Source organism: Roseateles sp., assembly GCF_039595595.1.
Taxonomy (GTDB): Bacteria; Pseudomonadota; Gammaproteobacteria; order Burkholderiales; family Burkholderiaceae_C; genus Roseateles.
Genome location: NZ_JBCNLG010000023.1, coordinates 19,754 through 39,640, shown reverse-complemented (window position 1 = coordinate 39,640; position 19,887 = coordinate 19,754). Strand labels below are relative to the sequence as shown.

18 protein-coding genes are annotated in these 19,887 nt (G+C 69.8%); 8 read left to right on the top strand and 10 right to left on the bottom strand.

Annotated elements, in window-relative coordinates; all coding sequences use genetic code 11:
- Positions 1 to 20 precede the first annotated feature (20 nt).
- The 4 genes from ABDW61_RS21125 to mltB all read left to right on the top strand — a co-directional run bounded on the left by ABDW61_RS21125 (position 21) and on the right by mltB (position 5,410).
- On the top strand, positions 21 to 974 hold the full coding sequence (locus ABDW61_RS21125) for a MoxR family ATPase (RefSeq protein ID WP_343641519.1): 954 nt from the start codon (positions 21 to 23) through the stop codon (positions 972 to 974).
- Between the two features lie 74 nt (positions 975 to 1,048).
- Entirely contained in the window at positions 1,049 to 2,080 is a 1,032-nt protein-coding gene (locus tag ABDW61_RS21120) for a DUF58 domain-containing protein (RefSeq protein WP_343641518.1), read from the top strand.
- On the top strand, positions 2,077 to 4,122 hold the full coding sequence (locus tag ABDW61_RS21115) for a DUF3488 and transglutaminase-like domain-containing protein (protein WP_343641517.1): 2,046 nt from the start codon (positions 2,077 to 2,079) through the stop codon (positions 4,120 to 4,122). Before ABDW61_RS21120 ends, ABDW61_RS21115 begins: the two co-directional genes overlap by 4 nt.
- 82 nt (positions 4,123 to 4,204) lie before the next feature.
- Positions 4,205 to 5,410 carry a lytic murein transglycosylase B gene (gene mltB / locus ABDW61_RS21110; protein ID WP_343641516.1) on the top strand — a complete coding sequence of 402 codons (1,206 nt, stop codon included), beginning with the start codon at positions 4,205 to 4,207 and terminating at the stop codon, positions 5,408 to 5,410.
- Positions 5,411 to 5,496: 86 nt separating this feature from the next.
- Here mltB and ABDW61_RS21105 read toward each other — a convergent pair whose 3' ends face one another.
- The 3 genes from ABDW61_RS21105 to ABDW61_RS21095 form a co-directional block, all read right to left on the bottom strand.
- A complete protein-coding gene (locus ABDW61_RS21105; protein ID WP_343641515.1) occupies positions 5,497 to 5,694 on the bottom strand; it encodes a hypothetical protein in 198 nt (65 codons plus the stop codon).
- Positions 5,695 to 5,846: 152 nt separating this feature from the next.
- The gene (locus ABDW61_RS21100; protein ID WP_343641513.1) at positions 5,847 to 6,170 is read right to left on the bottom strand and encodes a hypothetical protein; all 324 of its coding nucleotides are present in this window, start codon (positions 6,168 to 6,170) and stop codon (positions 5,847 to 5,849) included.
- An 89-nt stretch (positions 6,171 to 6,259) separates the two neighbouring features.
- On the bottom strand, positions 6,260 to 6,781 hold the full coding sequence (locus ABDW61_RS21095; protein ID WP_343641512.1) for a deaminase: 522 nt from the start codon (positions 6,779 to 6,781) through the stop codon (positions 6,260 to 6,262).
- 205 nt (positions 6,782 to 6,986) lie between these two features.
- Between ABDW61_RS21095 and ABDW61_RS21090 the strand changes: the two genes are divergently transcribed.
- The 4 genes from ABDW61_RS21090 (at position 6,987) to ABDW61_RS21075 (ending at position 10,509) form a co-directional block, all read left to right on the top strand.
- Entirely contained in the window at positions 6,987 to 8,159 is a 1,173-nt protein-coding gene (locus tag ABDW61_RS21090) for an epoxide hydrolase family protein (RefSeq protein WP_343641511.1), read from the top strand.
- Positions 8,140 to 8,832 carry a helix-turn-helix domain-containing protein gene (locus ABDW61_RS21085; RefSeq protein ID WP_343641510.1) on the top strand — a complete coding sequence of 231 codons (693 nt, stop codon included), beginning with the start codon at positions 8,140 to 8,142 and terminating at the stop codon, positions 8,830 to 8,832. Before ABDW61_RS21090 ends, ABDW61_RS21085 begins: the two co-directional genes overlap by 20 nt.
- Positions 8,833 to 9,079: 247 nt before the next feature.
- Positions 9,080 to 9,661, top strand: a complete 582-nt coding sequence (locus ABDW61_RS21080; RefSeq protein WP_343641509.1) for a type IV toxin-antitoxin system AbiEi family antitoxin domain-containing protein — start codon at positions 9,080 to 9,082, stop codon at positions 9,659 to 9,661.
- Positions 9,658 to 10,509, top strand: a complete 852-nt coding sequence (locus ABDW61_RS21075; protein WP_343641507.1) for a nucleotidyl transferase AbiEii/AbiGii toxin family protein — start codon at positions 9,658 to 9,660, stop codon at positions 10,507 to 10,509. The genes ABDW61_RS21080 and ABDW61_RS21075 overlap by 4 nt, the downstream gene beginning before the upstream one ends.
- A gap of 43 nt (positions 10,510 to 10,552) precedes the next feature.
- On the opposite strand, the gene ABDW61_RS21070 is transcribed toward ABDW61_RS21075, so the two are convergent.
- The 7 genes from ABDW61_RS21070 to ABDW61_RS21040 all read right to left on the bottom strand — a co-directional run bounded on the left by ABDW61_RS21070 (position 10,553) and on the right by ABDW61_RS21040 (position 19,749).
- Positions 10,553 to 11,218: a LuxR C-terminal-related transcriptional regulator gene (locus ABDW61_RS21070; protein WP_343641506.1), complete on the bottom strand. Its 666-nt coding sequence runs from the start codon at positions 11,216 to 11,218 to the stop codon at positions 10,553 to 10,555.
- A 219-nt stretch (positions 11,219 to 11,437) separates the two neighbouring features.
- Positions 11,438 to 12,868: a DUF1501 domain-containing protein gene (locus ABDW61_RS21065; protein WP_343641505.1), complete on the bottom strand. Its 1,431-nt coding sequence runs from the start codon at positions 12,866 to 12,868 to the stop codon at positions 11,438 to 11,440.
- Complete coding sequence (locus tag ABDW61_RS21060; protein ID WP_343641504.1) at positions 12,865 to 14,634, bottom strand: DUF1800 domain-containing protein; 1,770 nt, start codon at positions 14,632 to 14,634, stop codon at positions 12,865 to 12,867. The genes ABDW61_RS21065 and ABDW61_RS21060 overlap by 4 nt, the downstream gene beginning before the upstream one ends.
- A gap of 337 nt (positions 14,635 to 14,971) precedes the next feature.
- Positions 14,972 to 16,360 (bottom strand): DUF1501 domain-containing protein, encoded by a 1,389-nt coding sequence (locus ABDW61_RS21055; protein ID WP_343641502.1) that lies wholly within the window; start codon positions 16,358 to 16,360, stop codon positions 14,972 to 14,974.
- Positions 16,361 to 16,383: 23 nt separating this feature from the next.
- A complete protein-coding gene (locus ABDW61_RS21050; RefSeq protein ID WP_343641500.1) occupies positions 16,384 to 18,096 on the bottom strand; it encodes a DUF1800 domain-containing protein in 1,713 nt (570 codons plus the stop codon).
- Between the two features lie 302 nt (positions 18,097 to 18,398).
- Positions 18,399 to 19,037 (bottom strand): 3-oxoacid CoA-transferase subunit B, encoded by a 639-nt coding sequence (locus tag ABDW61_RS21045; protein ID WP_343641499.1) that lies wholly within the window; start codon positions 19,035 to 19,037, stop codon positions 18,399 to 18,401.
- 10 nt (positions 19,038 to 19,047) lie between these two features.
- Positions 19,048 to 19,749, bottom strand: a complete 702-nt coding sequence (locus tag ABDW61_RS21040) for a CoA transferase subunit A (protein ID WP_343641497.1) — start codon at positions 19,747 to 19,749, stop codon at positions 19,048 to 19,050.
- Between the last annotated feature and the right edge of the window lie 138 nt (positions 19,750 to 19,887).

The following is a 19,887-nucleotide window of genomic DNA, read 5'->3' as shown; positions in this document are numbered from 1 at the left end:
ATCTGAGATATCGTGCGCCGATGAGCTCCGACGCCCCGACCCTCGCCTCCCAGCCGCTGGCCGATCTGCGGCGGCAGATTAGCACGATCATCAAGGGCAAACAGGCGCAGACCGAGGACTGCCTGGCCTGTCTGCTGGCCGGCGGCCACCTGCTCATCGAGGACCTGCCCGGGGTGGGCAAGACCACGCTGGCGCATGTGCTGGCGATCTCGCTGGGACTGCGCTTCTCGCGCGTGCAGTTCACGACCGACCTGATGCCGTCGGACCTGCTGGGCGTCAACATCTACCAGCCCGGCGCGCAGGCGGCCGGCGGCAGCGCGTTCCAGTTCCATCCGGGACCGGTCTTCAGCCAAGTGCTGCTGGCCGACGAGATCAACCGCGCCGGCCCGAAGACGCAGAGCGCGCTGCTCGAGGCGATGGAGGAATACCAGGTCAGCGTCGACGGCACGACCCATCCGCTGCCGCAGCCCTTCTTCGTGATCGCGACGCAGAACCCGAGCGAGCAACTGGGCACGCATCCGCTGCCGGAGTCGCAGCTGGACCGCTTCCTGATGTGCATCAGCCTGGGCTATCCGGACCGCCAGGCCGAGCGCGAACTGCTGATGGGCCAGGACAGCCGCGAGCTGCTGCGCGCGCTCCGGCCGGTGATGACGCCGGAGCAACTGCGCGAACTGCAGCGCCAGGTCTTGCGCATCCATGTCTCGCCCGCGCTGCTGGACTACCTGCAGGCGCTGCTGGAGGCGACGCGTTCCGGCGAATGGTTCCAGGAAGGTCTGAGCCCGCGCGCCGGTCTGGCGCTGCTGCGGGCGGCGCGGGCCAAGGCCCTGCTGAGCGGGCGCGACTACGTGTCGCCGGACGACGTGCAGGCGATCCTGCCGCAGACGATCGCGCACCGGCTGCGGCCGCGCGGGGCGAGCGCCCGCGGCGCGCGCGAGCAGGTCCGGGCGATGATGGCCGCCGTGCCGCTGCCCTGAGCGCCGGCCGTTCATCCGCCACTCATCCCGCCGACCGGAGTCCGCCCGTGGCCCTCCCCGCCTGGAAGCGCCCCTTGCCGAAACTGCCCGTCCTGCCCATCCGGCGCTGGCCATGGCAGCGGCGCTGGGACGCCTGGTGGCAGAAGCGCCACCCCGCCAGCGACACGACCGCGCTGACGCAGCGCAACCTCTACATCCTGCCGAGCCGCCCGGGCGCGGCCTTCGTCGCCACGCTGGGCGTGCTGCTGCTGGCGTCGATCAATGACCAGCTCAGCCTGGGTTACCTGCTGACCTTCCTGCTGGCGGGCGCCGGACTGGCCTCGATGCATGCGACGCACGCCAACCTGCGCGGGCTCAAGCTCGACCTGAAGACGCCGGCGCCGACGACCGCCGGCCAACCGCTGACGCTCGACATCCGCTTGCACAACCCGGGCTCGGCGCGCTTCGGCGTGGGCCTGCGGCCACCGGAAGCGAAGGCGGCGGACACCGCCTTCGCCGACGTACCAGCGCAGGGCCATGCGCAACTGCACCTGCAGCTCAGCTTCCCGGCGCGCGGCCGGCACGCGCTGCCGCGGCTGCGCATCGAATCGCAGTTCCCGCTGGGCCTGTTCGTGACCTGGAGCTACTGGCGCCCGGCCGCCCAGGCCTGGGTCTATCCAGCGCCGGAACTCGACGCGCCGCCCGCCGCCGCGGTCGAGGAAGGCCTGCCCCAGGGCCAGGGCCAGCCCGGCCTGGGCGACGACCCGGGCCTGCGGCCGTATCGCCACGGCGACTCGCCGCGGCAGATCCTGTGGAAGAAATCGGCGCTCGCGCTGGCCCTGCCGCAAGCGCCCTTGGGCCAGGGCGGCAGTGGCGGCGGCGCGGCGCTGCTCGTGCGCGAACGCCTGGGCAGCCGCGCCAGCGAGCAGTGGCTGGACATCGCCGCCACGCGCGGCCTGCCGTTCGAGCAGCGCGTCTCGCGCCTGGCGGCGTGGGTGCTGCGGGCCGAGGAGCTGGGCCTGCCCTACGGCCTGCGGCTGCGCGGTGTGGCCTTGGCGCCCAGCCTCGGACCGGACCACCTGCGCGCCTGCATGGAAGCCCTGGCGCTGGCGCAGGAGCAGCCATGAGCGCCCTGCCCCTGCCCGCCCGCGGCGGCCGCGGCACCTTGCCCCGCGAGGCGCGCGACACGCTGTTCCTGCTGGCCATCAGCCTGGCGGCGCTGCTGCCGCACGCCGGCCACCTGCCCTGGTGGTGCAGCGTGCTCACCGCCGGGATGCTGGGCTGGCGCGCGCGGCTGGCCTGGCGCAGCGAGCCCCTGCCCGGCCGCTGGAGCCTGCTGGCGGTGCTGGCCGTGGTCATCGGGCTGACGCTGATCACGCACAAGACCATCCTGGGCCGCGAGGCCGGCATCACCATGCTGGCGATGCTGATGGCGCTCAAGACGCTGGAGCTGCGCGCCCGGCGCGACGCGCTGGTGATCTTCTTCCTCGGCTTCTTCCTGGTGCTGACGCAGTTCCTGTACTCGCAGTCGCCGCTGGTGGCGCTGTGGATGCTGGGCTGCGTGTGGGCGCTGCTCTCCGCGCTGGTGCTGGCGCAGATGCCCCAGGGCGTGCCCAGCCTGAAGCTCGCCGCCCGCATCGCCGCGCGCAACACCCTCATCGGACTGCCGCTGATGGTGGCGCTGTTCGTGCTGTTCCCGCGCCTGCCACCGCTGTGGGGGCTGCCGAAGGACTCGGGCGCGCGCACCGGTCTGGGCGACTCGATCACCTTCGGCGCCTTCGCCGAGATCGCCACCGACGATTCGATCGCGATGCGGCTGCGCTTCGACGGGCCGCCGCCGCGCCAGCCGCAGCTCTATTTCCGCGCCCAGGTGCTGACGCGTTTCGACGGCCGGACCTGGACCGCCTCGCGGGTGAACTGGTCCTCGGGCGAGGCGCCGCCGCGGCTCTCCGGCCCGGTCTTCCGCTATGAAGCCACGATCGAGCCGCTGCGCGTGAACGCGATCCCGCTGCTCGAGTACAGCCCGGGAGGCACCGGCGAGCGGCTGAGCGTCGGCCGGCTCACCGCGACGCGGACACCGCAGGGCCAGTGGCTGGTGCCGACGCCGGTGGCGGAGGTGCTGCGCTTTCGCCACGAGGCCTGGCCGGTGGCCGAATGGGGCCTGCCGTTCGGGCGCGCGGAGGCCGCGGAAGCGCTCAGCCTGCCGCCGGGGATGAATCCGCGCGCGGTCGCTTTCGGCGCGTCGCTGCGCGAGCGTTTCACTGCCCTGGACGAGGACGCGCGCGCCCTGGCCGTCCATCGCGAGCTGATGACGCGGATCCGCCGCGACGGCTTCGGCTACACGCTGGCGCCGGGCGTCTATGGCGAAAACACGATCCACACGATCGATGAGTTCTGGTTCGACCGCAAGCTCGGCTTCTGCGAGCACTTTGCGTCCGCGTATGTCGTGCTGATGCGCGCGGCAGGCGTGCCGGCGCGCATCGTCACCGGCTTCCAGGGCGCCGATCCGCGGCTGCAGGATGGCGACCTGATCGTGCGCATGAGCCAGGCCCATGCCTGGGCCGAGTACTGGACGCCGTCGCGCGGCTGGCAGCGCGCCGACCCGACAGCGGCCGTCTCCCCCGACCGCATCGAGGGCCGCCCGCTGCGCCAGCCACCGGGCCTGATGGCCGGCACGCTCGAGCAACTGCGGCCCGGCATGCTCGCGGACCTGCGCGAGGCGTGGGAGCGGCTCAACAACCGCTGGCAACAGACGGTGCTGAACTTCTCCAGCGGCGACCAGATGAATCTGCTCAAGCGGCTCGGCTTCGACGACCCGGACTGGACCACGCTCGGTCAGGTCGCGGGCGGGCTGCTGACGCTGGTCGCGCTGGCCGGCGCCGGCGTGGCGGCGTGGCAGCGCCGGCCGCATGACCCCTGGTCGCGCCAGCGTGCCCGCGTGCGTCGCGAGCTGGAACGGCTGGGCCTGGCCACGCGCGAGGACGAGACCCCGCGCCGCTGGGCCGAGCGGCTGGTCGAGCGCCATGGCGCGGCAGCCGAGGCCGTGGCGGCGGCGCTGTTGCAATTGGAAGCGCAGCGCTACCGGCAGGACCTCGCCGCGGCCACGTCACAATGGCAACGCCTTTTCGCCGCGCAATGCGCCGCGTTGAGGCAAGCCCTGGCCCGTTGAGTCCGCGCACGATCCGCCCCCCATCCACCGCCCTTCCCTCCGACCCCGGCGCCGCCAGACGCGGCGCAGTGCTCCTGCCCGCATGACCGTCCTCCGCCGTCCCTCTCCCCGCCGCGTCTTCCTTCGTTCCCTGCTGCAGGTCTCGCTGGCCGCCGCGCCGCTGATGGCGGCGATGCCGGCGGCGCCGGCCCTGGCCCAGACCGCGCACAAGCCGCATCCGTCCGCCGAGGCCAAGGCGGCAAAGAAATCGACCAAGAAACCGGCGAAGAAGCCTGCCGCGCTGCCCGAATACGGCGAGCGCGCCGACGTGATGGCCTTCGCCGACGCGCAGGCCGAGTCGCTGGGCTACCGCCGCGAGGAACTGCGCGCGCTGCTGGCGCTGGCGCGTCCTCAGCCGGCCGTGCAGCGCCTGATCCTGCCCGGGCCGCCGGGACAGGCGAAGGACTGGGGCTCGTACCGGCTGCGCTTCGTCGAGCCGCAGCGGCTGCAGGCCGGGCTGGCCTTCTGGGCGGCGAACGAGGCGGCGCTCGCGCGCGCCGAGGCGACTTACGGCGTGCCGGCCGAGATCATCGCGTCGGTGATCGGCGTGGAGACCTTCTACGGCCGCATCATGGGCAGCTTCCGGGTGCTGGACGCGCTGGCGACGCTGAGCTTCGACTACCCGTCCCCGCTGCCGCCGGGGGCGCGCGACCGCAGCCCGTTCTTCCGCGAGGAGCTGCGCCAGTTCCTGATCCTGGCGCGTGAGAACGGCCTGGACCCGATGGCGATGAAGGGCTCCTACGCGGGCGCGATGGGCTGGGGCCAGTTCATGCCGGGCAGTTGGCGGCGCTACGCGATCGACTTCGATGGCGATGGCCATGTGGACCTGATCAACAGCCCGGTCGACGCGATCGGCTCGGTGGCCAACTTCCTGCGCGAGCATGGCTGGCAGCGCGGCATGCCGACGCATTACGAGGTGCAGGTGCCCAGCGACACGGCAGCGCGCGCGCAGCTGCTGATCAGCGACGTGCTGCCGCAACTGGACGCGAAGCAGTTCGAGTCGGTCGGCGCGCAGCTCTCGCCGCAGGGCCGCGCGCACAACGGGCCGCTGGCGCTGATCGAGCTGCAGATGGGCGGCGCCGCGCCGGTGTACGTGGCGGGCACGCAGAACTTCTACACGGTGACCCGCTACAACCAGAGCAGCTATTACGCGATGGCGGTCATCGAGTTCGCCAATACGCTGGCGAGCTGGCGCAAGGCGACGGGGACGACGCCAGCACCGGGCGCCAGCGCCTCAGCCGCGAACTGAAGCGGGGAATTGGCGCGGGCATCGGCGCGGGCGCCGAACGCCAGGGGCCATCGCCCCTGGCTGGCGTCAACGAGGTCCGAAGGGGGTCAGCGCCCGGGAATCGGAGGCTTGTTCCGCGGGCGTTCTTCATCGCGGTCGCGTTGCTCGTGGTGGGCGCGGTCGATGTCGCCATCGCCTTCCGGCCCCTTCTGGCCGGTTTCGCCGACGCGGTGATCCTCGTCGTCATGCTCGAGCCCGCCGTGCAGGCCGGGCGGGAAATCACGGGGAGAGCGCGGGTTCATCATGCGATTCCTCCTTGAGTGATATGAGGCGCCTTGATCTTAGCCAGACACGGCCGAGACCGCTCGCCGGCCCGCCGTCCTGGCATAAGCGACAAGGGCGCCTTGCGGCGCCCTTGTTCGAGATTCAGAAGCAGGACCGGAGGGATCTCGGCCGATCAGTGCACCAGCCCGATCCACTCGCCGCGGCGCTGGTACGCGTCGAACAGGTCTTGCGCGGCGGCCTGCAGGCGGGCATCGCCACGCGCGTGCGCGGCGGACAGCCGCTCCAGCGCATAGAGGCGGTCGTAGAGCATGCGGATCGGCTGCAGCGCCAGGCCACATTCGGCCATCAGGTCCTGCAGCGCGAGCAATTCATCCATGCTGGCCGTGCCGGCGACGGTCAAGCCCAGATCCGGCACCAGTCCCCAGGGAGCCTGGGCGGTTTCGGGCATCAGGTGCGGCGGGATGGTGGTCAGCATGGCGGCCTCGGAACGATTCATGTCGGCGTGGGACGGATCATGAATCCGCGGGGCTGAAAACTTGAGCCGGAAAAGCAGGGCCTTTCCGGTCCAGTTCCCGCGATCGGCCGTCAGGGACGCGGCTTGGCGATGAAGCCCGACAGCTCGTTGCACCAGGCCGCGGCGGGGACCTCGAGCTCGTTGAGCGACAGCACGTCGATGCGGGCGTCGGTCAGCATCTTGGCCGAGGCGGCGTTCAGGCCGACCTGGTGGTCCTTCTTCTCCAGATAGACGACGCGCTGGATGCCGACCTGGATGATGGATTGCACGCAGCGCGGGCAGGGGTATTGCGTCGTGTAGATGGTGCTGCCGGTCAGCGGCAGCACGACGCAGTTGAGGATCGCGTTGACCTCGGCGTGGACGATGTAGCTGTGCCGCGAGTTGGCAGGGTCGTTGTCGTCGTCGGACCAGTAGGCCGGGTCGTTGTCGTCACAGCCCCGCGGCAGGCCGTTGTAGCCGACGCCGACGATCTTGTAGTCCGCGCTCGCGATGCAGGCGCCGTTGCGCTTGCGGCTGTCCTTGGAACGGGCGCTGGCCAGCAGGGCCACGCCCATGAACATCGAATGCCAGTCGATCAGCGGATGGTTGTCCATGGCGGAGGCAGTGGGAGAGAGGTCGGGACCGGAGGCGCAGAAGTGTAGTGGAGCGGGCGCTCGCGAATCGTCACCGCGCCCCGCGCGGGTCACGGCGACGGCCCGGGAGGCCGGGTTGCCCGCCCCGGCCGTGTCGGTTTTCTACAAGACCGGCGCGGCGCGTTGGCCGACAGTCCGCTCATTCCCACTCGCCAGGAGCTTCGCCATGAACACCGACATCCGCCCCTTCCGCCTCGAGATCCCGCAGGACCGGATCGACGACCTGCGCGCCCGCCTGGCCGCCACGCGCTGGCCGAGGCCGGTTGTCGAGGACTTCAGCCATGGTCAGTCGGTATCGCTGGTGCGCGAGCTGGCCGAGTACTGGCGCGACGGCTTCGACTGGCGCGCGCAGGAGGCGCGTCTCAACGCGCTGCCGCAGTTCACGACGGAGATCGACGGCCAGACCATCCACTTCATCCACGTGAAGTCGCCCGAGGCGAACGCGTTCCCGCTGATCCTGACGCATGGCTGGCCGAGTTCGCCGGCGGAGTACCTCGATCTCATCGGCCCGCTGACCGATCCGCGCGCCCACGGGCAGGCGGATGCGCCGGCCTTCGACGTGGTCATCCCGTCGGTGCCGGGGATGGGCTTGTCCTCGCCGCTCGCCGCGGCGGGCTGGGACGCGGCCCGCACGGCGGCGGCCTGGGACACGCTGATGAAGCGCCTGGGCTACGAGCGCTATGGCGCGCAGGGCGGCGACGTCGGCGCGCTGGTTTCGCGGGAGCTGGGCGTACTCGCGCCGAAGGGACTGGCGGGCGTGCATGTCCTGCAGATCTTCGCGTTCCCTCAAGGCGAGCCGGGTGAGATGGATGGGCTGACTCCCTTCGAGATGGCCGGCTTCAAGCGGCTGGACGACTTCCGCAAGTACGCCGGCTATGTCGACATCCAGTCCAAGCGTCCCGGCACGCTGGCTTTCGGGCTGGTGGACTCGCCGGCCGCGCTGCTGGCCTGGAACGCCGAGCTGTTCTTCGGCTTCGAGGGCGAGCACGCCGGCAAGGTCGATCGCGACCGCTTCCTGACGCATGTGTCGCTCTACTGGTTCACCGGCACGGGCGGCCAGGCGGCGGAGATGTACCTGGCCAACGCGGCCACCGGCGCGGGTTATCGCGACCTGCCCAACCACACGCCGACGGCGGTGGCGGTGTTCCCGGATGATTTCCGGTCGGTCCGCAAGTTCGCGCAGCGCTCGCATACCCGGCTGCTACAGTGGACCGAGATGCCGCGCGGCGGTCATTTCGCCAATGAAACGGACCCGCAGCTCGTCATCGACGACCTGCGCCGGTTCTTCGGCGCGTTGCGGGCGCAAGAGGCCTCCCCCGATGGAAGGAACGATCGCTGAGGACGAACGGCTGGCGGACTCGCCCCTGGTGGCGAAGATCCGCCGCGTGCGCTTCCATGCGGACACGCGCGAGATGGCGCTGCCCGATGGCTCGTGGGACCTGCTCTTCGTGCGGCGCGGCGATGGGCCGGTGACCGTCATCCAGACGGGCCAGATCAGCGCGCCGCTCGCGGTCGACAACCGGGCCGGTGACGAAGTCCTGTCCATCGCCTTCAAGCCCGAGGTCTATCTCCCTGGCCTGCCCGGCCGGCTGATGCTCGGTCAGGGCGTGGTGTGCCCGGTCGGGCGCGATGGCCGGTTCCTGATCGGCGGCGAGCGCTTCGAGATCCCTCGTTTCGACAACGCCGAGCAGTTGGTCGCGGCGCTGGCGCGGCAAGGCGTGCTGGAACGCGATCCGGTGGTGCTGCGCGCGCTGCAGGGCGCGCGACAGCGGCTCGATGAGCGCAGCATCCAGCGGCACTTCGCGGAGGTGGCGGGGCTGGGGCTCAAGGCCTTCCAGCAGATTGCCCGGGCGCATGAGGCGGCCGCGCTGCTGCGCCTGGGAAGGCCGGCATCGCAGGTGGCTGCGGAACTGGGCTTCTCCGACCAGGCGCACTTGAGCCACTCGCTGAAGCGGCTGCTGGGGCAGACGCCCAAGGCGATCGCGAAGGCCACGCCACCCGCGCCGACCTGAGCGCTGGAGGCCGTCCCGATCACGGGGCAGTCAGCCTTCTACTTGAATTGCTGGAAGGCGTTCACGTCTCGCCATGGGTTGAGTCATGGCCGTCGAACCGGTCCGCAAGTACGGTCACAGGCATCGCAACGCCCGCTCCGGGATGTTGCATTTCCTAGGTACTTGTAGACTTATGCATAGCTTTTCCAACACGCTCCACTGGATGCCCCGCCGTCCGCCACCACACCCTCCCTCGTATGAACAGGCCGTGCTCGACCTCGCGCGGCGGCGGTCGCTGCTGCGCGCGAGGGATGTCGTCGGGGAAGGAATTCCGTCGATGGTGCTGAGCAGGATGGTGCGGAGTGCCAAGCTTGAGCGGGTCAGCCACGGCGTTTACGCGCTCCCGGATCGAGACATCACCGAGCACGCCTCCCTGGCCGAGGTCTGCATCCGGGTGCCCCAAGCGGTGGTCTGCCTGGTCTCGGCGCTTCGGTTTCATGAGATTGGCTCCCAACAGCCGTTCGAGGTCTGGATCGCGCTCCCACCCAATGCGCCTGCGCCTCGGATCTGGACGCCTGGAGTCCGTGTGACGCGCATGTCCGGCGACGCCCTGACGGAAGGCGTCGTCGAGCATGACATCGACGGCGTGCCTGTCCCCGTCTTCTCTGTGGCGAAAACGATCGCTGACTGCTTCAAATTCCGGAGCAAGGTGGGGATCGATGTCGGCATCGAGGCTCTGCGCGACGGATGGCTTCAAAAAGCCTTCACGGCCGACGACCTCTGGCGTTGTGCACTCGTCGACCGGGTGAGCAACGTGATGCACCCTTACATGGAGAGCTTGATCGTATGAGCCGCAACGTCGCCGCCTCCGTGCGCGCGCGGCTCAAGAACCTCAGCAGCCCCGCCGCCGACTTCAATCTGCTCACGACCCGCTTCGGGCTTGAGCGCCTGCTGTATCGCCTCTCGATCTCCAGGCACAGTCACTCTTTCCTTCTGAAGGGAGCGTTGCTCTTCACCCTCTGGTATCAAGACCGCCAACGTCCCACACGCGATGCCGACCTGCTCGCGTGCGGCCCGGCCGACGTGGATCATTTGGTCGCCCTGTTCCGGGAAGTCTGCGAGCTTCCGGTTGATGATGGCGTGTCGTTCGACCCGGACTCCGTTCGAGGTGTCGGACTCAACACCGCGAAGGCCGGCGCTGTGCGGATCACCTTGCTTGGCGACCTTGCACGGGCTCGCCTGCCGATCCAGATCGACATCGGTCATGGCGATGCGGTGACACCTGGCCCTACGCTGGTGACCTTTCCTGCGCTGCTTGAGGATCTGCCGTCACCGAAACTGCTCGCCTATCCCAAGCCGACGGCGATCGCGGAAAAACTCCATGCGATCTGGTCTCACGGCATCACCAACACGCGCATGAAAGACTACTACGACCTGGACATCCTCCTCCACGATCAGGAGATCGACGTCGCGGAACTCCATCCCGCCATCGAAGCCACCTTCGCCAACCGCGGGACGCCTTCGCCAAAGTCCCTGAACGGCGCGCTCCCGGTGGGCCTCACCGATGATTTTGGGCGTCACCCAATCAAGGCATCGATGTGGATGGCATTCCTCAAGAAGAATCGCTTTCCGGCCACTCCCCTCGTCGAGATCATCGGCCGATTGGTGGTCTCGCTACGACGGCTGTCAGTGCTGTGAAGCATGCGCGCGCCTCACCGGCGTGCGCCGATTGAGACGCGCCTCAACGCAGCTCCACCACCCGCAGCACGCCCTGCATCGGCGGCAGTTGCGCCACCATCGCGACCAGATCCCGGATGCTTTCGGTGGCGGTCTTCGCGCGCACGCTCGCGATCTGCGTGCGCACCGTCGAGATCGCGACCCCGTGGCGCTGCGCGATCTCCTGCGGCTGCAGTCCGGCGCACAGCGACTGCAGCACCTGCTGCTCCGCAGCGGTCAATTGGTGCTCGCGCGCGAAAGCCAGCATCGGCAGCTCGCCGCACAGGTTGCGCTTGCCGAGCACCAGCAGCGCCTGCGTCGCGCGCCCCTGCCCGTCCTGCAGCGGCAGCACCGACAGCGAGAGCCGGCCCACCCCGCGTCCCAGGCAGATCAGATGACGCAGCCCGCGCTGCACGTCGGCGAGCGCGCTCTCCAGCCGCAGCTGGTCGTCGCGCTGCGGCGCCACCAATTGGCCGTCGGCCAGCTGCAGCGGCGAACTGTCGTCGAGCTGCCGCCGCGCAGTGCTGTTGGCATAGAGCAGCCGCCCGTCGCCCGCGACCAGGCAGACACCCAGATCGATCTCCTCCAGCGCGTGGCGCCACCACCGGTCCGGCGAGCCTCGCCGCCGCTCCGGTCCGCGATAGCTCACGAACCGCCCCAACTCCGGGGCCCTCCCCAGCAATCCGTCCATCTCGGCCTCCCTGATCGGCGTGCGTGGAACGCGACCCGCGGGGCTCGCACGGTCTTCACGCCGTTGGAGATGCCTGGGGCCTGTCGACGATGTTAGGAGAAGGCCGCGCACTTGCGTAGCGGAACATGGCGCGCCGCGCCCCCCAGCCCTAGGGGGCGCCGCATGTCGGGTTGCGCGCCGATATACCGGGAGCGGTGCCGGCGGCCCGGATCGCCGCCCTCATCGCATGAATCCGAGATCGGACGCCGCGAAGTTGCCAATGTTGGGCAGCACCGTGCGCAGGTCCGCACCCGACACCCCCATCCACAGCGCGAGCGTCGCCGCCAGCTGATCCACCGAGGTCGTCGGCAGCAGCCGCCCCTGGCCGACGTCGTCCGGCCCGTTCACGCTCACCGACGGCGCCGTGCCGTAGAAGCGGCCGCCACGCACCGCGCCGCCCATCACAAAGTGATGCGAGCCCCAGCCGTGATCGGCGCCATCGCCATTGCTGCTCAGCGTGCGGCCGAAGTCCGACGCGGTGAAGGTCGTGACCTGGTCCGCCACGCCGAGCTCCTGCAGCGCCGCGTCGAAGCTCGCGAGCGCGCCGCCCACCTGCTGCATCAGCGCCGGATGCCGCGTGCTCAGCGCGTCGTGCAGGTCGAAGCCGCCCATCGCCACGAAGTAGACCTGCCGCGTCATGCCCAGCGTCGAGCGCGCCGCGATCAGGCTCGCGACCATCTTCAACTGCCGCGCCAGCGAATCGGCCGCGAAGGCGGTCGACAGCGTCGCGCCGCCCGCCAGCGCGGTGCTCAGCGTCGACTGCAGGTCGATCGAGCGCGCCGTCACGCGGTTGAGCTCCGCCTCCATCGCATGGGTGCGTTCCTCGGTGATCAGCGCCTTCAGCAGCTTCGCGCAGGAGCTGGAGCCGAACATCTGGCTGCCGATGCCGGTGATCGGCTTCTTGCCGCCCGGCCCGGTGAGGTACTGGAAGGCCGCGTCGCCGGCCTGGAAGATCGCATTGCCCGAGACATTGATGCAGGTCAGCCCCGCGCGGCCATTGGCTGACAGCATCAGGTCGGCCATGCGGCCGCCCCAGCCGGTGCGCGCGCCCTCGACGTTGGAGGACTGCCAGAGGCTGGACTGGTCGTTGTGCGAGAACAGCTTGGGCGGCGCCGGCACCGCGCCGGACTTGTACTGCGCCAGCGTCATCGGCGCCATCAACGTGCCGATGTTCAGCATCACGCCCAGGCGTCCGGCGTCGAATACCGGCTTGATCGCCGACAGACCCGGCGCCAGCGCCATCTGCCGGCCATCGGGCAGCGCCACCGTCGGAGACAGCGCCGTCGCCGCGAGCGCGTCGCGGCTGATCGCCAGCGTCGGGCGGATCGCCGTGTAGGCCTGATGGTTGACGGCGTCGTAGGGGATCACCGTGTTGCCGTGGTCGTTGCCGCCGTAGAGGAACACGCAGACGAGCGCCTTGTAGTCGCCGCCGGCCGTCGCGGCGGCCGCGTCGCCGATGGCGGCGAGCTGCAGCGCCCAGGGCGCGGCGGCGCCGGCCACGGACACGGCCGAGGCGCGCTTGAGGAACTCGCGGCGATGCAGCGAGGGCAGCTTGGACACATGGGCCACGGGGAGGTCTCCGGTGATGGTCGCGCGAGGCGACCGCGTCATTTCTGGATCTGGTATTCAGGGCAGGCGAGCAGCAGCATCCAGCCGGCGCGAGCCCGGTTGATGCGGCCATCGTCGGTGGCGCCGCCGATCGTGGCGGCCGCGGCGGCGATGCGCTGCTGCGTCGCGTCGGAGATCGAGCCGCCACCCAGCAGCAGCGCCTGCCGCGCCACCATCGCGCGCGTATCGGCCGAGAGCGCCATGTCCACCGACAGGTCCGGCTTGGCATCGCCCTGCCCCGTCGTCAGCAGCGTCTGCATGAAGTTCAGGTAGCCGGTGACCGTCACCTCGTTGAGCAGTTGGAACTCCGGCGCGGTGACGCTGGCTGCCGTCATCGACGAGTTCGGCGGCACGTAACCCGGCCGGTAGAAGTTGAAGACCGACGGGCTGTAGAACGGGCTCTGGCCGAGACGGGTCTCCGCGTCGCTGGTCTCGGGAATGGTCCATTGGCCGGCCGAGCTCAGGCGGATCGCGCGCGCCACCTGCACGAAGCGCAGCACCGGCTCGCGCAGCTTGCCGGAGTTGCTCACGCCCGCATCGATCAGGCGTGCCTCCGGATCCAGCAGCACCGCGCGCAGCACCGCCTTCAGATCGCCACGCACCCCCAGCCCGTTGTTGTTGAAGGCCTGCGCGACCCGCTGCACGTAGGCCGCGCTCGGATTCGAGCAGACGAAGCGCTGGATCAGTTGCCGGCCGAAGAACGGCCCGACGTTCGGGTGGTTCGCGAGGATGTCCAGCGCCTGGCGCAGCGCGGCCGGGCCGTCGGCGCTGGCCGGAATGGTCGCGCCGAGGACCGTCTTCGCGCCGCCGGCGAAGTCCGCCGCGTTGTGCTTCATCGGGCGGCGCATGAAGGCAGGATCGGAGCCGTTCGGAGCCGCCGTGTCGAAGTCCCAGCCCGTGAAGGCGCGCGCCAGCTGCGTCACCGTCGTCAGGTCATAGGTCTCGACCGGGCGGCCGCCCGCCGTCTGCAGGCTGCCGTCCTGGTTCAGCTGCACCAGGCCGATGGTGAAGAGCTGCATCACCTCGCGGGCGAAGTTCTCGTCGGGCTGACGGCCTTGGCCATCCTCCTTCTTGCTCCCACGCATCGCGAGGAAGGACCCCATCGCCGGCGACAGCGCCACCGCCTCGAGCAAGCCGCGGAAGGTGCCGAAAGCGTTCTCCTCGAGCAGATCGGCGTAGCCGGCCATCATCATCGTGCGCCAAGGCAGCGTCGCGCCCACCGCGGACACGACGAAGATCTCCGACAGCGCCAGCACCATGCGTTGGCGCAGCTGGTCCGGCGAGGTGATGAACTTGCACCACACGCTGTTCGGGAAGCCGTCGAAGTTGGACGTCTTCTTCGCCTCGGCCGCATAGCCGTTGCGCGTCAGCCAGTCCCAGTGCGACTCGGTGCGCGGCGCCAGGAACTGCAGGTCCAGCCAGGACGAATAGCCGATGGACTTGAGCGTGGCGATGTCGGCCTCGGTCGCGCCAAAGCCGGCCTGCGCGAGGAAACGCGCGGCCTGGGCGTCGCCGGGCAGCGGCAAGGGCGCGGCGGCTGCGGGAGCCGGCGCCGGTTCAGGCGCGGGGGCGGGAGCAGGCGCGGGAGCCGGACTCTCGGCCGGCGCGGGGCTCGGAGCGGGTGCCGCACCGCCCGTGCCGTCCGGCGCGGGCGCGGCGCCCGACGGCGCGGCGGACGAATCGCCGCCGCCGCCACCGCCGCCACAAGCGCTCAGCGCTGCTGCTGCGGCGGCCGTCACGGCGGCGGAAGACCAGGGGAATCGGAACATGGCGGAGGGCGTCGGTACTGCTGACGCCCGGCACTCTAGGGAGTTCCGCTTCCGCTTTCAGCATCGCAAGCGCAACAGCGGAAAGCCTCGGAAACGCATTCGGTTACCGTGGCTTTCGACCTCGACGCAGACGCGTTTGACCCGTGTTCATCGAGGTTATCGCCCATCGAACGGTACTTCTGCGCGTCGCGCCACCCGCTTCGTGAGGGTTCTCACGGCACGCCGCCCTGGCGGGTTTCAGCGTGGACGCCGAGCACCGCCGCGCCGGGCATGAGCGCCTCCGTGCCGGTGTAATTGGCGGGAACAAGCCCGCCAATCCCGGCGATCAAGCCCGGAATCAGCCCGTGAAGAGACCGAGGTCTTTCTGGCTGAAGTTCACGATCCCCGGAAGGACCGCCGGCAGGTCGGTCGGCGACACGCCCATCCAGGTCGCCAGCGTCGCCGCCAGTTGATCGACCGAAGTGGTCGGCAGCAGCCGGCCCTGGCCGACGTCGTCGGGGCCGTTGACGCTCACCGACGGCAGCTGACCGTAGAAGCGGCCGCCCTTGACCGCGCCGCCCATGACCAGGTGATGGCTGCCCCAGCCGTGATCGGAGCCGTCGCCGTTGGAGCTCAGCGTGCGGCCGAAGTCCGAGGCGGTGAAGGTCGTGACGTTCTGAGACACGCCCAGCTCGGCGAGCGCCGCGTCGAAGCTGGCCATCGCGTTCGCGACGGTGCCGAGCAGGCCGGGGTGATCGGCCATCAGGTTGTCGTGCAGATCGAAGCCGCCGATGGACACGAAGTACACCTGCCGCTGCGCGCCCAGCGCCGAGCGCGCGCCGATCAGCCGCGCCACCATCTGCAGCTGCGCGGCCAGGCCATTGGTCTCGAACGGCGTCTGCAGCGTCATGTTGGCCAGCGCCGCCGACACCGTGCCCTGCGCGTTGATCGAGCGCGCGGTGACACGGTTCAGCTCCTGCTCCATCCAGTGCTGGCGGTCGCCGGTGATCAGGCCCTTGAGCGCGTCCGCGCAGGCGGCGGAGCCGAACAGCGGCTTGGTCGCGCCGTTGACGGCCACCGCGCCGCTGCTGCTCATCTGGTACTGCACCGCCTGGCCGCCCGACATGAACACCGCGTTGCCGGAGACGTTGATGCAGCTGAAGGTCGCGTTGCCGTTGCTGGACAGGAACTGATCGGCCAGACGGCCGCCCCAGCCCGAGGTCGCGCCCTCTGGGCGGGACGACTGCCAGAGGCTGGACTGGTCGTTGTGCGAGAACAGCTTGGGCGGCAGCGGCACGTTGCCGGCCTTGTACTGCGCCAGCGTGGTCGGCTGGATCAGCGGTCCGATGTTCAGCATCACCGCGAGGCGGCCGGCGTCGAACACCGGCTTGAGCTTGAGCATCGTCGGCGCCAGCGCCATCTGACGGCCGCCCGGCAGCGCGGCGGCCGGCGTCAGCGCCGTCGCGGCAAGCTGGTCGCGCGGCGTCGCCAGCGCCTGGCGGATCGTCGCGTAGGCCTGGTAGCTGGCGGCGTCATAGGGCACCAGCGTGTTGCCGTAGTCGTTGCCGCCGTACATGAACAGGCAGACGATGGCCTTGTAGTCGCCGGGATTCGCGGCGGCGGCGGCCTCGTTGATCGCGGCCAGCTGCAGCGCCCAGGGCGCGGCCGTGCCGGCCACGGACAGCGCCGAGGCGCGCTTGAGGAATTCGCGGCGGCGCAGCGACGCGAGGCGGGAGATATGGGGCATGGTCGGCACTCCGCTCACGGCTGTCATTTCTGCACCTGGTAGTCGGGCGCGGCCATCACCATCAGCCACGAGGCCTTGACGCGGTTGAGCTTGCCCGCGTCAGTCTCGGCCTTGATGGTGGCGACGGCGGTCGCGATGGTGGTCACGGTCGCCTCCGACAGCGTGCCGCCGGCCATCAGCAGCGCCTGGCGCCGGACCAGCGCGGTGGCGTCCGCGGCCACGGCGAGATCGGCGGTGTAGTCCGGCTTCATGTCGCCGATGCCGTTGCCGATCAGGCTCTGCATGAAGTTCAGATAACCGGCCACCGTGCTCTCGTTGCAGAGCTGGAACTCCGGCGCGGTCACGCCATTGGTCCCGAGCTGCGAATTGGGCGGCACGTAGCCGGGCCGGAAGAAGTTGAACACCGAGCCGCTGCGCATCGGGCTCTGGCCCAGGCGCGAGGCGGGGTTGCTGGTGTCGCCGATGCCCCAGAGGTCGCCCGGCGAGCTCAGGCCCACGGTGCGCGCCCACTGGACCAGACGCTGGATCGGCTCGCGCAGCTTGCCGGCGTCCGGCGAGGCGGCGGGCTGGCGCGCCTCGGCGTCGAGCAGGATGGCGCGGATGACGGCACGCAGGTCGCCGCGCTCGCCCTTGCCGTTGTTGTCGAAGACCGCGGCGACGCGCTGCACGTAGGCCGGGCTCGGATTCGAGGCGACCAGGCGCTGGATCAGCTGACGGCCGATGAACGGACCCACGTTGGGATGCGCCGCCAGCGTGTCCAGCGCCATCTTCATCGCGGTGGGGCCGTCGGCGGTCTCGGGGATGGTGACGTCCAGCACCTTCTTCGCGCCGGCCGAGAAGCGCGCGGCGTTGTGCGTCATCGGCCGCTGCATGTAGCTGGGATCGGCGCCGCCGGGCGAGGTGGTGTCGAAGTCCCAGCCGGTGAACACGCGCGCCAGGTCGGTGATCTGCTGCAGCGTGTAGGTGTCGATGGTCTTGCCGCCGCTGGTCTTGGGCGTGCCGTCGGGATTGAGCTGACTCAGGCCGATGGAGAACAGCTGCATCACCTCGCGGGCGTAGTTCTCGTCGGGCTGGCGGCCGGTCTTGGGGTCTTCCTTGCGGTTGCCGCGCATGGCCAGGTACACGCCCATCGCCGGCGAGAGCGTCACGCCTTCGAGCAACGCTCGGAAGCTGCCGAAGCAGCGCGCCTCCAGCATGTCGACATAGGCGGCGGTGGCCATGCCGGGCCAGCTCACCGGCAGTCCGTTCATCGACACCACGAAGATTTCCGACAGCGCCAGCACCACGCGCTGGCGCAACTGGTCGGGTGAGCCGATCAGCTTGCGCCACAGCGTCGCGTCGACGCCGGCCAGGCTGTTGCGGTAGCTCTCGGCGCCATAGCCTTTGGCGACGAGCCAGTCGTAATGGCTCTGCGTGCGCGGCGCGGCGAACTGCTGGTCGAGCCAGCGCGCGTAGCCGGCGCTCTTCACGGCGGCGAGGTCGGCGGCGCTTGCCGCGAAGCCCGCCTGGCCGAGGAAGCGTGCCGCTTCCGCGTCCGTGGGCGGGGTGGTGGTCTGGGGATCGGCGTCGGGGCCGCCCGTGCCATCGCTGCTGCTGCCGCCACCGCCGCCGCAGGCCGCCAGCAGGGCTGCCGCCGCGAGGGCGGCCGCGGTGGCCGAGGGGCCGGCGCCCGGCGTCGTCTCGACGTTGCGGTCGTCGTCAGGGGGAGCGAAAGGAACGTGGACGGCGGCGGTCATGGCGGCATCGGCTCGAAGCGACGGATGCCGGATGTTGGCGAAGCGTGAGGATGCTTACACCGTCATTCGTACAACAGGTGCAAGGTGCTGAAACAGCGTGTTGCCGCGTGATTTCTGCACGCGCGCCGCGCAACGGGCTCGGATAAGCAGCAGCAAAGAATCCGACACACCGCTCGCCGCAGTACTCGGTCTGGAGAAACCGGGGGCGCCGGTGCCCCTCGAAGCGAATGCCGAGCGTGCGCAGGCGCCTGAGCGGAGAGGGGCACCGGCGCCCCCGGTTTCGGGCGTGGTGCCGGGTCTTGTCAAAGCAGCGTCACGCCGGTCTTGCTCTGCACGAACTCGCGCGTGACCTCGGGCGCGAGTTCGACGAGTTTGAGGCCTTGCGGTGTGACGTCCATGACCGCCAGGTCCGTGATGATGCGGTTCACCACGCCCACGCCCGTGAGTGGCAGCGTGCAGGTGGGGATGATCTTGAGGTCCTCGGTGCCGTCCTTCTTGCGGGCGACGTGTTCCATCAGCACGATCACGCGAGGCACGCCGGCGACGAGGTCCATCGCGCCGCCCATCCCTTTGACCATCTTGCCGGGGATCATCCAGTTTGCCAGGTCGCCGTGCTCGCTGACTTGCATGGCGCCCAGGATGCTGAGGTTGATCTTGCCGCCGCGGATCATCGCGAAGCTGTCGTGGCTGCCGAAGATGGACGAGCCGGGAATCGTCGTCACGGTCTGCTTGCCGGCGTTGATCAGGTCCGCGTCGACTTCGTCGTCGGTCGGGAACGGGCCGATGCCGAGCATGCCGTTCTCGCTCTGCAGCCACACCTCCTTGTCGGCCGGCACGAAATTCGCGACCAGCGTCGGAATACCGATGCCGAGGTTCACATAGAAGCCGTCCTCCAGCTCCTGCGCGGCGCGCGCCGCCATCTGGTCTTGGGTCCAGGGCATGTCTTTCTCCTCAGGCGGCGGGGCGGGTGGTGCGCTTCTCGAAGCGCTTTTCGGGCGTCGGGTTGTGCACGATGCGGTGCACGTAGATCCCGGGCAGATGGATCGCGTCCGGGTCCAGCGCGCCGACCTCGACGACCTGCTCCACTTCCACGATGGTGATCTTGCCGGCCATCGCGCAGGCCGGATTGAAGTTGCGCGCGGTGCGGCGGAACACCAGGTTGCCGCTCTTGTCGGCGATGTGCGCCTTGACCAGCGCGACATCCGGATTCAGCGCCCGCTCCATCACGTACTGATGGCCGTCGAACTCGCGGATCTCCTTGCCTTCGGCCACCATCGTGCCGACGCCGGTGCGCGTGAAGAAGGCCGGGATGCCGGCGCCGCCGGCGCGCAGCTTCTCGGCCAGCGTGCCTTGCGGCGTGAATTCGAGTTCGAGCTCCTTGGCCAGGTACTGGCGCTCGAACTCCTTGTTCTCGCCGACGTAGCTGGAGATCATCTTCCTGATCTGCCGCGTCTCGAGCAGCTGACCCAGCCCGAAGCCGTCCACGCCCGCGTTGTTGCTGATGACGGTCAGGTCCTTGACGCCGCTGTCCCGCAGCGCCGCGATCAGCGCCTCCGGGATGCCGCACAGGCCGAAGCCGCCGACGGCCAGCAACTGGCCGTCGGCCACGATGCCGTCCAACGCCGCCTGGGCATTGGGGAAAAGCTTGTTCATCCGATGTCTCCTGCTTCCGTTGATCCCGATGGATTCAGAACCGGTCGGCCATTCTGCTACGTAAGACATTAGGTAAGCGCTACGTAGAATTGATTAAGCACCCTCCCGCCGCCGGGCGATCCCGCCCCGCCGCCACCG

What these genes read in the sequence shown, in the direction of transcription:
- ABDW61_RS21125 (WP_343641519.1), top strand. Translation starts at nt 21, where the DNA reads ATGAGCTCCGACGCCCCGACCCTCGCCTCCCAGCCGCTGGCCGATCTG.
- ABDW61_RS21115 (WP_343641517.1), top strand. Translation starts at nt 2,077, where the DNA reads ATGAGCGCCCTGCCCCTGCCCGCCCGCGGCGGCCGCGGCACCTTGCCC.
- mltB (WP_343641516.1), top strand. Translation starts at nt 4,205, where the DNA reads ATGACCGTCCTCCGCCGTCCCTCTCCCCGCCGCGTCTTCCTTCGTTCC.
- ABDW61_RS21105 (WP_343641515.1), bottom strand. Translation starts at nt 5,694, where the DNA reads ATGATGAACCCGCGCTCTCCCCGTGATTTCCCGCCCGGCCTGCACGGC.
- ABDW61_RS21100 (WP_343641513.1), bottom strand. Translation starts at nt 6,170, where the DNA reads ATGAATCGTTCCGAGGCCGCCATGCTGACCACCATCCCGCCGCACCTG.
- ABDW61_RS21095 (WP_343641512.1), bottom strand. Translation starts at nt 6,781, where the DNA reads ATGGACAACCATCCGCTGATCGACTGGCATTCGATGTTCATGGGCGTG.
- ABDW61_RS21090 (WP_343641511.1), top strand. Translation starts at nt 6,987, where the DNA reads ATGAACACCGACATCCGCCCCTTCCGCCTCGAGATCCCGCAGGACCGG.
- ABDW61_RS21085 (WP_343641510.1), top strand. Translation starts at nt 8,140, where the DNA reads ATGGAAGGAACGATCGCTGAGGACGAACGGCTGGCGGACTCGCCCCTG.
- ABDW61_RS21075 (WP_343641507.1), top strand. Translation starts at nt 9,658, where the DNA reads ATGAGCCGCAACGTCGCCGCCTCCGTGCGCGCGCGGCTCAAGAACCTC.
- ABDW61_RS21070 (WP_343641506.1), bottom strand. Translation starts at nt 11,218, where the DNA reads ATGGACGGATTGCTGGGGAGGGCCCCGGAGTTGGGGCGGTTCGTGAGC.
- ABDW61_RS21065 (WP_343641505.1), bottom strand. Translation starts at nt 12,868, where the DNA reads ATGACGCGGTCGCCTCGCGCGACCATCACCGGAGACCTCCCCGTGGCC.
- ABDW61_RS21060 (WP_343641504.1), bottom strand. Translation starts at nt 14,634, where the DNA reads ATGTTCCGATTCCCCTGGTCTTCCGCCGCCGTGACGGCCGCCGCAGCA.
- ABDW61_RS21055 (WP_343641502.1), bottom strand. Translation starts at nt 16,360, where the DNA reads ATGCCCCATATCTCCCGCCTCGCGTCGCTGCGCCGCCGCGAATTCCTC.
- ABDW61_RS21050 (WP_343641500.1), bottom strand. Translation starts at nt 18,096, where the DNA reads ATGACCGCCGCCGTCCACGTTCCTTTCGCTCCCCCTGACGACGACCGC.
- ABDW61_RS21045 (WP_343641499.1), bottom strand. Translation starts at nt 19,037, where the DNA reads ATGCCCTGGACCCAAGACCAGATGGCGGCGCGCGCCGCGCAGGAGCTG.
- ABDW61_RS21040 (WP_343641497.1), bottom strand. Translation starts at nt 19,749, where the DNA reads ATGAACAAGCTTTTCCCCAATGCCCAGGCGGCGTTGGACGGCATCGTG.